The sequence below is a fragment of the Rhodococcus sp. NPDC060090 genome, from assembly GCF_042729855.1.
In the GTDB taxonomy this organism is placed as follows: Bacteria; Actinomycetota; Actinomycetes; order Mycobacteriales; family Mycobacteriaceae; genus Rhodococcus.
Genome location: NZ_JBHWXB010000001.1, coordinates 330,405 through 342,382, shown reverse-complemented (window position 1 = coordinate 342,382; position 11,978 = coordinate 330,405). Strand labels below are relative to the sequence as shown.

Annotated in this window: 9 protein-coding genes and 1 pseudogene; all 10 read left to right on the top strand. The window is 55.4% G+C overall.

Annotated features, from left to right (window positions below; translation table 11 throughout):
* Positions 1 to 91 precede the first annotated feature (91 nt).
* On the top strand, positions 92 to 1,507 hold the full coding sequence (locus tag ACFWCF_RS01370) for a phytoene desaturase family protein (RefSeq protein WP_378556175.1): 1,416 nt from the start codon (positions 92 to 94) through the stop codon (positions 1,505 to 1,507).
* A gap of 1,214 nt (positions 1,508 to 2,721) precedes the next feature.
* Positions 2,722 to 3,705, top strand: a complete 984-nt coding sequence (locus ACFWCF_RS01365) for a hypothetical protein (protein ID WP_378556173.1) — start codon at positions 2,722 to 2,724, stop codon at positions 3,703 to 3,705.
* Positions 3,706 to 3,731: 26 nt separating this feature from the next.
* Positions 3,732 to 4,952 (top strand): O-antigen ligase family protein, encoded by a 1,221-nt coding sequence (locus ACFWCF_RS01360; protein WP_378556170.1) that lies wholly within the window; start codon positions 3,732 to 3,734, stop codon positions 4,950 to 4,952.
* Positions 4,953 to 5,163: 211 nt separating this feature from the next.
* A complete protein-coding gene (locus ACFWCF_RS01355) occupies positions 5,164 to 6,543 on the top strand; it encodes a UDP-glucose dehydrogenase family protein (protein WP_378556167.1) in 1,380 nt (459 codons plus the stop codon).
* Complete coding sequence (locus ACFWCF_RS01350; RefSeq protein WP_378556164.1) at positions 6,509 to 7,660, top strand: glycosyltransferase; 1,152 nt, start codon at positions 6,509 to 6,511, stop codon at positions 7,658 to 7,660. The genes ACFWCF_RS01355 and ACFWCF_RS01350 overlap by 35 nt, the downstream gene beginning before the upstream one ends.
* A pseudogene (locus ACFWCF_RS01345) lies at positions 7,633 to 8,082 on the top strand (acyltransferase); the annotation flags it as partial. The gene ACFWCF_RS01350 and the pseudogene ACFWCF_RS01345, both read left to right, overlap by 28 nt.
* Before the next feature lie 3 nt (positions 8,083 to 8,085).
* Complete coding sequence (locus tag ACFWCF_RS01340; RefSeq protein ID WP_378556693.1) at positions 8,086 to 8,223, top strand: hypothetical protein; 138 nt, start codon at positions 8,086 to 8,088, stop codon at positions 8,221 to 8,223.
* Positions 8,224 to 8,292: 69 nt separating this feature from the next.
* Positions 8,293 to 9,555 (top strand): glycosyltransferase, encoded by a 1,263-nt coding sequence (locus tag ACFWCF_RS01335; RefSeq protein WP_378556161.1) that lies wholly within the window; start codon positions 8,293 to 8,295, stop codon positions 9,553 to 9,555.
* A gap of 80 nt (positions 9,556 to 9,635) precedes the next feature.
* On the top strand, positions 9,636 to 10,958 hold the full coding sequence (locus ACFWCF_RS01330; RefSeq protein WP_378556158.1) for a lipopolysaccharide biosynthesis protein: 1,323 nt from the start codon (positions 9,636 to 9,638) through the stop codon (positions 10,956 to 10,958).
* Positions 10,858 to 11,964: a polysaccharide pyruvyl transferase family protein gene (locus tag ACFWCF_RS01325; protein ID WP_378556155.1), complete on the top strand. Its 1,107-nt coding sequence runs from the start codon at positions 10,858 to 10,860 to the stop codon at positions 11,962 to 11,964. The genes ACFWCF_RS01330 and ACFWCF_RS01325 overlap by 101 nt, the downstream gene beginning before the upstream one ends.
* Positions 11,965 to 11,978 lie beyond the last annotated feature (14 nt).

Here is an 11,978-nt window from a genome sequence, read left to right as displayed (position 1 = left end):
CTTGTTCGCGCCCTGAGTTGGACGACACCGTGTGCCCCAATCAACGGCCACCCTCGGCCGGACGTTCTTTCGATTGTTCGGAGCTTGTGAAGTGACGGATGCTGTGGTTGTAGGTAGCGGGCCTAACGGACTTGCTGCTGCGGTCCTCTTGGCCGAAGAGGGAGTGAACGTCCGTGTGCTCGAAGGCGCTTCGACCGTCGGGGGTGGTACGCGAAGTGCTGAGCTGACGCTACCTGGCCTCGTACACGACGAATGCAGCGGATTTCATCCCCTCGCAACCGACAATCCATTCACTCGGCGTTTCGATCTCACTGAGCACGGTGTGAAATGGCTATGGCCGGAGGTGCAGTACGCTCATCCACTCGATGGCGGTGGCGGAGCCGCGGCATACCGGTCTGTCGCGGCTACTGCAGACAATCTTGGCCCTGATGGCCGCGCGTGGAGTGCCGTTTTTAGTAACGCCACAGCACAGTTTGGCGCCGTCACAGAAGACTTTTTGAGGCCAATGCTGCATGTGCCGCGGCACCCCTGGATGCTCGCCCGGTTCGGCGCTTACGCTGCCATGCCTGCCGCGCTCCTAGCACGTCGCTTCTCAAGCTCCGAGGGTAAGGCACTATTCGCGGGAGTCGCTGCGCACGGATTTCGTCCGTTCACTTCGCCAATGTCTGCGGCTATCGGGGTCGCACTTGGGACTGCAGCACACGCATATGGGTGGCCGGTAGCTCAGGGCGGCTCGCAGTCTATCGCGTCGGCAATGGTCTCAATCCTCAATGAATATGGCGGCAGCGTCGAGACCGGGATTCACGTGGAGTCGCTTGATGAGTTGGGGTCGCCCGATCTTGTTCTTCTGGACACGACTCCGTCCGCCGCAGCAGACATGGCAGGAGACAGGATGCCTCCCGCCATCGCGCGAGCGTATCGAAGATACCGACATGGTCCAGGTGTCTATAAGGTCGAGTATGCGGTCGAGGAGGGAGTGCCGTGGCAGCATGAGCCGTCTCGTCGAGCGGGGACAGTCCACGTCGTGGGTTCTCTCGCAGAAACCGCATTCGCGGAACGGCAGGTGCATCGTGGCGAAATGCCCGCGCGACCGTTTGTGCTCGTAGGTCAACAGTCTCAAGCCGATCCGTCACGAGCGGCTGGCTCGCTGCACCCCGTTTATGCGTATGCCCATGTGCCGAGCGGCTATAGCGGGGACGCCACCCAAATGATTACAGCGCAGATCGAACGATTTGCTCCCGGTTTCAGGGACACAATTCGAGCAAAACATGTGCGTAGCACGCATGGGATGGCACTCCACAACCCCAACTACGTCGGAGGCGACGTGGTGACCGGAGGGAACGATCCATTGCAAGTGCTGTTTCGTCCACGGATCGCGCTCGATCCGTACTCGACTGGGATACCTGGTGTGTACCTATGCTCCGCGGCAACACCGCCCGGAGCTGGAGCGCATGGGATGTGCGGGTTCAACGCTGCGCTCGCTGCGCTTGAATACTTGAGGAGGTAAGCAGATCTGAACACGGGTAGGCGGCAGGCACCGCGTGCAGTTGCGTCGTGTCGATCGGATGAAGGTGCTCGATCGTCCGTGATCTGCCTTGGCCGGCGTTAGAAAACGTGGATTTGCCGACGCAGCAACGACAACGCAACCGCGGCAGTGGAACCAGCGCGATCGCCGGGGGTTCGCTCTTCACCGTCGTTCTGCACGCCAGAGGATGGTGGAAGGGCAGGAGTATCTCGGGGAGGGGATATATGTGAGGACTGAGCGTAGCGTTATGGGAACGGTTGATAAGCGGCAACCGACAGCTGCGGGTCAAGTCGGCCAATCTTCCGAACTGCTGGAATCGTCTGTGCGGTTTGCCGCGATGGCGGAGCTCATAAAAAAGAAAAGCAGGGGGAGTACAATCCCGACCACGCACCTGGCCCGGCGTACGTATGCGTCGACGCGCAGATTGTCGTTGCTGCAGCATCAGATCAGTCTTCCTCGGAGTCCTCGCACTTCAGTTCTTGGTTTGGATCAGCCCCGATGGCCAATGTTTCTGAGTCCATACGGTGATGGGCGGTTCGCCCGCTTGCCTTTGGGAGTATTTAAGGGAGAGTCACAGATACATGTGCGGGGCTTTCGGAACGCGGTGCGCACAGCCCGCGGATCGGCAGGCTCAGAGACCCCAGTAAAAGTCCTATTTTTCTTGACCGTAGCTACATTCGGGGGTGCAGAGGTATGGAAGCATCGAGCTTAGAGCACGAGTCCGAACGCAGGAGAAAACGTCGACAGTTACTCGTGGTCGTGGCTTTCGCACTGCTATTGGGCATTCAGGGTCTGCTGTCCTTCGCGACCCGGCCCGAGCCGTACCCTTCCGTCAGAATGCCAGGGTTTGGCGATGCCCCAAGTTCGAGCGGTCATTTCTCGAGTACCGGACTTGCTATTACCATCACTCTGGTCGATGGGAGGCAAGTTCAAGCGCACCCCGTCGACTTAGCAAGCGAGTTCCGCTATTCTGCGGCACGACCTTCTTTGGATTATGTCTTCCGGCCGACTGCGGAGGGGGAGCAGAATCCTAGGTCATCAGATCCAGCTGTAATAGACTGGCTGTCACGCAGCGCCGATCGAGTCGCTGATCAACACGCAGCCGAGATTGAATTCTGTTGGTGGCAGAAGACAATCGATATCACTGATGGTTCAGCTAACGCTCCTTCAGAATGTGAAATTGCGACGGTGAAGCTATGACTCCCAATGACCGCCGGGGTCTTGTTGAATTTCTCGCAGAGTATACGGACCGACTGTGCACCGCGTATCGCGCTGATGCGACTTATCTTGGATTCATACGGATAGCATTCGCTCTCTACGTCATCTTTCGTCCATTCGACTACTCATGGACGAGTGATATTCCGGACGCCTTCTATCAGCCGGCGCCAGGACCCTTCTCCTTAATATCGGAGCCGCCTGCTCCAGGGTTTGTGACCGCAATCGAAGTGACACAAATTATCCTTGCGGTTATTCTTCTCGTAGGTTTTCGGACAATTGAAGTTTCGGTTGGACTGTCCATAACTCTGATACTTGGTGCTGGGATCGCCAATTCATTCGGGAAAGTAGATCATTTCATCCTCTTCGAGTTGTTACCGATCGGGATGGCAGCAGCTGGTTGGGGTGCAGCGCTTTCAGTGGACTCCCGCCTGCGCAAAAATCGTGGAACGAATGTTGGCAGGACCAGAGGTCTGCCTATCCTCCTCTGGGGTGGAACAGTCGCGTTTGCGCTATTTACTGCGGCACTCCCAAAAGCAGTATCAGGGTGGCTTGACCCCGATCGTCAGGCCACCCGCGGATTTGTTTCCCGCGATATCGAAGATCCTTCTAAGGTCGGCCCATTAACTACTCAAGTATTCGAGATTGATTGGCACTGGCTTTGGAAGCTCCTGGACTACGCCACGATACTGGTAGAGGGCTGGCTGATCGTTCTCATATTTTTTCCTATCCTCTTCAGGATGGGAATCGCGATAATACTCTTCTTCCATTTGGGTGTGTATCTGACTCTCGGAATCGAGTTCGATAGCTATATTTTCGTGTACCTACCGTTCTTCTCCGCTCCGTTGCTCTGGATCGCGAATAAAGTAATCAGCAGGGCAAAGCCTGGGGAAAGGCTGCGGGCTAGCAACCGAGGGGTCGACTCCGAGAGTCTGGACCACCACGGGGCGGTGTATCCGACGTGACCCAAATTCGGACATCTAATCGGGTATTGAACCCCAGATCCCAGTGCGCCGGATTCACCCTCATATGGATCTGCATCGCCGCTGTCCTGCCGGTCTATCGAGTGCTTCCGGTATCGCTGAAGCTCGCGTGGTTCGTCGCAGTCTTGGGCTTGATCTCCATTTCTCTCGTGCTTGGACGTGTTTCTCGACCCATGTTTCCGGCCGTCTGGTTGTTCGCTGGATTCAGCGCACTGATCGCGACTGTTACCGCGACCGATAACGCGGTCGTTTCCGAAAATCTGTATGTTGGGGCCCAACTATTCCTCCTTATTGGAGTGGGGCCATTCGCGATGAGATGGATGGTCGAACGAAACGTTCGGTTTACCAGAAATGTTGGTGCGGCGTTTCTGGTCGGCCAGACGTTATCGTCGTCGGCGGGGATCTTGCAGGTTACTGGCGTGACTATATTGGGCTCGACCGTCACGCAGGGTCGCGCTCCGGGCCTCGCCGCTCATCCGAATACTCTCGGTGTACTGGCATTGGTCGCCATCTTGATCTGCGTTTATGAGCTTACGCAACATCGTCGGCGTAAGGTCATATTTTCGGTTACCGTGATCTTAATTCTCAATATTGGGGGGCTATTAGCAACGGGTAGTCTGAGTTCATTGCTTGCTGGGGCGTTCGGGATCCTGGTACTCGCAGTGTGCATTCGGGACCGGGTGAGTAATGTCCTCCGCATTGGAATATTTATTGGACTACTTTCATGGCTGATACTTTCACTAACAAGCTTCTCGGAGAGCCTTCGGACGCCTGCTGATCGATTCATGCAGGTGACTGGACAGACTTCTGCTGAAAGCACCTGGGGAATCCGATTGCGAACATACGAGTTTGCGTGGTCGAGTATTTCGCGCGAACCATTGTTCGGCGTAGGCTTGTCCCCGGAACGCGGGGTTACTTTCGACGGAATCACGGTGGCGCATAACATATTTCTTCGCGCATGGTTTCAGGGTGGACTCTTACTGGCGATTTCGGTTGCCTTGATAATTGGGGCAATCGCGATAGTTGCACTAAGATCGATGTGGATTGGCGAGTCCGGTCTCGCTGCTGGCCTGCTCGTAGCAATGATGGGCTTCGCCCTGACATCCGCATTTTTTGAGCAGCCCGACTACTGGCTTCCGGTCTTGCTTGCATGGGCCTCTCTCGGTCATATCTCCCGTGAACCTCAACAAGCGAATGTATCCCCGGTAGAAGCGGGTGTCACGACATGACGAGTCTGATTTCCATCAATGTGAAGGTGCACCTTGAAGAACAGCGGGGTACGAATGTTTTCAGTCGCTTTGTCAATGCGCAATCGTACCGCGAATATCTGCGGTGCTGGCGGACTCGCGTGCGCGTGAGTTGCGGAAGCGTGGTCAGGTGGCTGCGTTGTGCAGTCATGGTCTACAAGAATCATCTACAAGCGTCTTCGGGAGCGGTGTCATGAGTTGTCGTATTGCTGTGTTTGGAACCGGCTATTTGGGCGCAACGCATGCAGCGTGTATGGCGGAACTGGGTCATGAGGTGTTAGGGGTCGATGTCGACGTCAGCAAACTGGCTAAGCTGGAAGCTGGTGAAGTGCCCTTCTACGAGCCAGGCCTAGAGGAGGTTCTGAAGCGCAATCTTGAGTCAGGTCGATTGCGGTTCACTTCTTCGTATAGAGAAGCGGCGGACTTTGCAGACATCCACTTTATTGGAGTGGGTACGCCGCAAAGAAAGGGTGAGTATGCTGCGGACCTCACCTACGTGGACTCAGTAATCGAGCAACTCGTTCCACTGTTGACGAGGTCGACAACGATTTTTGGTAAGTCCACCGTACCAGTGGGTACCGCACAGAGGCTTGGCGCCAGGATGCGGCAATTGGTGCCGGCGGGGGTGGATGTCGATCTTGCTTGGAATCCTGAGTTTCTGAGAGAAGGGTTCGCGGTTCAAGACACGCTCCACCCGGATCGACTGGTACTCGGCGTCGATTCTGTCGACCCGGGAAACGCTGAGGATATCGCTCGCTTAGTTTACAGTGACCTACTGGACGAGGGAATTCCGTTGCTCGTAACAGACTTGGCAACTGCGGAATTGGTCAAGACTGCGGCCAACGCATTCTTAGCTACGAAGATATCTTTCATCAATGCGATGGCAGAGGTATGTGAGGTAGCCGGTGCTGATGTGTCCGTGCTAGCGGACGCTATAGGACATGACGTGCGAATTGGTAGACGCTTTCTCAACGCGGGAATCGGTTTCGGCGGAGGATGCCTACCCAAAGATATCCGCGCATTTATGGCCCGTGCTGGAGAGCTCGGCGCAGACGAAGCTCTAACCTTCCTTCGCGAAGTCGACAACATTAATATGCGGCGGCGTACCCGAATGGTGGAACTAACCCGTGAGGCTGTTGGCGGGTCCCTGCTCGGTAGTCGAATAGCGATCCTTGGAGCGGCATTCAAACCCGATTCAGATGACGTTCGTGATTCCCCAGCGCTCAATATTGCGGGTCAGATTCAATTGCAAGGCGCATCGGTCAATGTTTTCGACCCGAAGGCTATGGATAACTCAAGAGCGATATTTCCCACCCTGAACTACGCGTCGAGTTCCCTTGAGGCATGCGAGGGTGCGGATGTGGTGATGGTGCTTACTGAGTGGCGTGAGTTTAAAGACCTCGATCCAGTGGAAATCGGCATAGTGGTTCGCAACCGTACGATATTGGATGGCCGAAACTGCTTGGACGGATCGCGATGGGCTAACGCAGGGTGGCGTTATCGCGGTCTTGGGCGAAGGCCAATCGAAGGCGGACGCGATGACCATGCAGAGGGGGGCTCCGCGCGTGCGTGAATCGACCTCCGGTAAGTACGTGTTATATCTCGCGGTAGTACCTGTATATCGCGATGCATGTGTTCGGGAACTGATGGTCCGCCACGGTGAAGATATTACTATCTTCGCTGGTGAGCAGCATCTGGACCGTACGGTAAGAACTGGCCTTCCAGTTGATATTGTTCAGCGAGTTAAAAATTTCGGCTTAGCTGGCGACCGTGTGCTTCTTCAGGTCGGCAACTGGCGCGACGCAATCAATGCTGAAGTCACAGTGATTGATCTGAATCCGAGGAGCCTCACCGCGTGGATTATCGCAGGGTTGAGGCGCCTCGTGAAGCGTCGCACGCTTGCGTGGGGTCATTTGCATCCCCGCTCCGGACCTGAGTCCCGCACCGCGCCACTTCGAGTTCTGTTGCGCAAGTTTACTGACGGAACAATCCTGTATGGGTACGACAGTGTGGTTCCCGCAAGAGCGGAGTTGCCAGATATTCCGGTATGGGTAGCGCCAAACTCCTTATACCGGGCTCGTGATATCGAGACACGTGATGAAGATAGGCGTGGGATTCTGTACGTCGGACGGCTTGAACAAGCCAAGAACGTGCACCTTCTTGTCGATGCGTTTGCGGATTCGAAACTGTGGTGCGAGGGGATGTTTCTCCAAATCGTGGGATTCGGCTCGCTCGAGGAAGAGATACTTCGAACCGCAACCCTCCGCGGCATCCGAGACCACGTCAGGTTCTTCGGAAAAGTGCACGATGTATCGGCGCTCGGGGACATTTACGCTGAAACATTATTCTCGGTGTCTCCCGGATACGTTGGCTTGAGCCTGACACAGAGTCTCGGATTCGGCGTTCCTGTCCTATACGCTCAGGACGCTCCACACTCGCCGGAGATAGAACTGCAACGATTCGGCGGAATGGAAAGCTTCACTCCCGTTTCGGTAGGTGGGCTAGCTAAAGAGATGGTTGCCTACACACGTAAATTGGCGGCGAGTCCCGTTGATCGGGAGCGCCTGTCCCGTCAGGTGCGCGGCACCTACTCGGCGGAAGGAATGGCTCAGGGCATCTGGGACGCGTTGACGAACAAGCCTAGTGAACTGGGACCTGATGGATGGCCTATTCGGGAGGACTCCAATTGAAGAATCGATCGAGGTTGCCGGCGCCGATCAGAAAGTCTGTCACACGTGTTCTAAATAAATTGGCAGTCTTCGGCAACGTCGTGGTTGGTGACGAGTTTAGCGCCGGTCGCGGAGCGATTATAAGTGCCCCTCACGGCCTAAAGATCGGATCGCATGTGAGTGTGGGACCGCGATCGATCATTCAGGTTGATGGTAAAATTGGCGACTTTGTCATGATTGGCATGGGCGTGCAGATAGTCGGTCGCGAAGACCATGCGATCGACGAATTGGGTGTGCCCATGTTGTATTCCACATGGTCCGGGGACCGACCTGAGACAGACCGTGATTCAGTCACTATTGGTGACGACGTGTGGATTGGCGGAGGTTCAGTGGTGCTTAGTGGAGTCACAGTCGGAGAAGGTGCGGTTATCGGCGCTGGATCTGTAGTGACCAAGGATGTAGCCGAGTTCGCGATAGTTGGAGGTGTCCCTGCGCGTGCTTTGGGATTGCGCTTCAAGGACGAGGAAACCCGCGCAGAGCACCTGGCGCTCGTACGCAAGAGACTTCCGTCCGAGTCGGACTAGCGAAGGTCGCCCCGCGTTGACGACGGACACTTAGACATCTGGTTAGCGTTTCAAACTGTAAGGGTAGATATGAACAGTAGCAAACCCCGCGTGGCGATCTTTGGGCTCAATTATGCCCCGGAGCCCACTGGCATTGCTCCGTATACAACAGGACTTGCGCGTGGCCTGGCTCAGCGAGGATACGAGATCCAGGTATTCACTGGATATCCCCACTACCCTGAATGGCAGATCGCGCAGGGATACACAGGGCTATCAGTCGAGGAGTTTGAAGAAGGAGTCAGCATTAAGAGGATGCGGCACTTCGTCCCCGCCCACGCAGGCACCTTTGGGCGCGTTCACATGGAAGCTAGCTTTGGTGCACGCCTAGCTGCGAGCAAGTGGCGGGAGCCTGACGTTGTCGTGTGCGTTACCCCTGCTCTTATTGGCGCCGGCGCCGTTATGGCACGCAGGCGCCTGATGCGAAGGAGTCCGAGCGTCGGGATCTGGGTGCAAGATCTCTATGGGCTGGGTGTTCGCGAAACAGGTGCTATGTCCGGTCGTTCTGCCTCCTTGGCTGCAAGCCTGGAAGCGCGGATTTTGGGAGAGGCCGACGGGATTGTGGTCATCCACGATAGATTTCGAGAACACGTGGTGGGCGAGTTAGGTATACCTGCGGATCGCACGACTGTTATTCGAAATTGGTCTCACGTGCAGCGGTTGACTTCGATGGAGCCGACCGAAGTACGTTCGCGGCTTGGTTGGGGTTCTGAAGAAACAATCGTGCTGCATGCTGGGAACATGGGGATGAAGCAGGGGCTCGAATCAGTAGTCGAGGCCGCTCGACTGGCTGAGAAGGGGGAATCGGCTGTCAGATTTGTGTTGATGGGCAATGGCAACCAACGGCAGCAGTTGGAAGCAATATCCCAAAACTGTGCAAACATTGACTTTGTGGATCCCTTGTCGGATGAAATGTTCCTTCCGGCACTAAACGCTGCCGACATACTGTTAGTGAACGAACGTGCATCCCTCGCGGAAATGGCAGTTCCAAGCAAGCTGACATCCTACTTCGCGAGCGGACGGCCGGTATTGGCGGCTACTTCGGCGGACAGTGTCACTGCGAGCGAAATTCAAATTTCGGGGGGTGGGATGCAGGTTGCCCCGGAGGATCCCCAGGCCCTTCTAGACGGTGTGGATGCTTTGGCAAGCGACGCCGGTTTAGCCACGAAGCTAGGCGAAGCTGGGCGGAAGTTCAGGCAGTCACACCTGACTATGGAGACCGCCGTGGACGCGTTCGAGGAATGGGTCTGCAAACTCTCGAAGTTGAGAGATCGGAAAGGGATATCTGTTCGTTGACCCTTCGACTGAACGAGTTCAGCAATGAATAGTGACGTGGAACTAGAACCTATATACTCCAGCCTCCGAGTGGGCAAGTAATGAGCGCCGTGTCCGCTTGGAACTACTCCGCGGGAGCAGGCGCTGCCGTTAAACGGCGAGGAAGCGGTTTGAATAAGAGAAACGCAAATTCCGGGCTGGCCAAGCAGTTCTCATGGGTCCTGCTAGGCCGGCTTGCTGGTGCACTTCTCCAAGCTGGAAGTATGGCGCTCTTAGCGCGATGGTCAGGGCCTTCAGGTTTCGGTCTATTTGCCAGCATATACGGAATTGCGCTCATAATACAGACTTTTATAGATTTTGGTTTGACCACATATATAATTCGGTTGAGGGCTCAGAATGCGTGGCATGGCTCGGTAGGTGGATCATTGCGACTCATCGGCCAAATTAATGTACTGGTCGGTGCGATTCTGGTTTTAGTCACGTGCGGGCTTTCAGTTTGGGACGGGATGTTCCTTCCCTTTGTGCCTCTCGCAGTCTGGGTAGTGGCTGATAGGCAGGTCGAAACCTGGCTGGGTGTGCCGCTCGCTGACGGGAATACGTGGCAAAATGCGAGCTCGCTAGTGCTTCGCCGATCGCTTGCTCTTGTAATATTGCTAGGTGGATACTATTGGGGTGTCGACGCGTTGTTGGCTTATGCAACGGGATTGGCACTCTCCTCGCTTATCGCGTGTGCTCCAGTGATGATGCTAAATAGAGCGGTCTCAGCGCGAAATAGTGGTACTTCGATTGAGCTGTTGCGAGCGGCGCGCCCCTATTGGTTCAATTCTCTTGCGACGCAGGCCCGAAATTTCGACGCAGCGTTGGTCGCTATTATCGCAAGCCCTGTGTCGGCGGGATACTATGGTGCAGCAAGTCGGTTAACCACGCCATTGCGCATGATCCCAACTTCTTTTGCCGCGGTGTTGATGCCGGCGGCTACACGTGCCGGTGGCGAAAATAAGATGGCGCTCGTTCGGAGCGTTTTGATTCTGACTGCGTTTACCACAGTTCTTTACGCATCCCTTGCCGTCGTGATCCCTTTCGTTGTTCCTGTAGTGCTCGGCGAGGAATTCGATGCGGCCGTTCCGGTAATTCAGATAGTTTGCGGCGGTCTCGTGTTTGCGGCGATCGCTTCTCAACTTGGCGCTCTGATGCAGGGATGGGGGCACGCCCGCGCTGTTGCGGTGGTGTCGAGTGGGACGACTCTGGTTTGTTTGCTTGGAATTATGCTCCTTACTCCTTGGGTCGGTGTACTGGGTGCGGGGTTTGCGCTGGCTGGCAGTTATGTCGTTCAAGTTCTCGTTCAATTGGTGTTTCTCTGGGCGAATGATAGGAGGTCAATACGTGCGATCGGTGTTCCTGAGTATCGCGGCAGCGCAGGGTAATCTAGGAGATGTATTTATAAGACGGGAGATCACTCGTGCAATAGAACGGGGTGGTGGTGCTGCAGTCGTTTACAGGGGGTCGATGCCCACCGGCTACGTAAATGCTTTTGAGCTCCCTAGTGACTGGACAATCACCAGTTCGCCGGCGAGGTTCTTATGGCGCTTGTTGCGAGCAGCAGTGGTCGGCAACGCTTTGATTATTATGACTCCGGGCCCTGCAAGTCTCTCTGGAGGCGTTGTTGGGGCTATAAAACGAGTCGGCGTCGCATGCATGATCGCCCTGAATCGAATTATGGGAAACCGTTCGATAGTCCTTGGCCGCGCATTGAGAGGGGCGCCGGGGGTGCGGCTTCGCGCGGAAAAGGCCATGGCCAAGTTTTCTGAGCTTTATACAACGCGTGATTCGCAATCCAGCCGTATAGTTGGTGGTCGCGCTGAGTTCTTTCCTGATTTAGGATTTGCTTGTCTGGATCCCTTTGAGGAAAAAAATCGGGCCTATGTCGGAGTGTCCCTGCGTCATGATCGTACGGTTGACGAACCGGCATTGAAGAGCCTCGTCTGCTGCATCGAGAGTTACGGATTGAAGCCGATATTTGTTACCCAAGTCAGAGAAGACCGCCGTGGTCATCTTGAATGGGCTGAGGCTTTGGGGGTTGAACATTTAGACTGGCCTGAAAAAATTCACCATTCTGAGCAGGAGCGCCGGATTGAAGATTGTTACTCGCGCTGTGCAGGTGTTGTGAGCGACCGTTTGCATGTTCTCATATTGGGAGCCCGGAAGGGGGCTATACCAGTGATCGTCGATTCGGAAAATGAACAGAAGCTCCATGCGAGTCTCGATGAGATACTGTACCCGCAAGCTGTGAATCTTTGCGAGAATGGCGGACAGGTTGTTCTAGACCTTGGCAGCAATGAGGCGTTGCGCATCCAGGAAGCGATGGCGAGCGCATCGAGAAGGCTGGAACCAGTGCTTGTGAGGGTTAATTCTATTATTGAAGGCGCGTAGGTTGGATATGAGAG

What these genes read in the sequence shown, in the direction of transcription:
- ACFWCF_RS01350 (WP_378556164.1), top strand. Translation starts at nt 6,509, where the DNA reads ATGACCATGCAGAGGGGGGCTCCGCGCGTGCGTGAATCGACCTCCGGT.
- ACFWCF_RS01325 (WP_378556155.1), top strand. Translation starts at nt 10,858, where the DNA reads ATGTCGTTCAAGTTCTCGTTCAATTGGTGTTTCTCTGGGCGAATGATA.
- ACFWCF_RS01335 (WP_378556161.1), top strand. Translation starts at nt 8,293, where the DNA reads ATGAACAGTAGCAAACCCCGCGTGGCGATCTTTGGGCTCAATTATGCC.
- ACFWCF_RS01330 (WP_378556158.1), top strand. Translation starts at nt 9,636, where the DNA reads ATGAGCGCCGTGTCCGCTTGGAACTACTCCGCGGGAGCAGGCGCTGCC.
- ACFWCF_RS01355 (WP_378556167.1), top strand. Translation starts at nt 5,164, where the DNA reads ATGAGTTGTCGTATTGCTGTGTTTGGAACCGGCTATTTGGGCGCAACG.
- ACFWCF_RS01365 (WP_378556173.1), top strand. Translation starts at nt 2,722, where the DNA reads ATGACTCCCAATGACCGCCGGGGTCTTGTTGAATTTCTCGCAGAGTAT.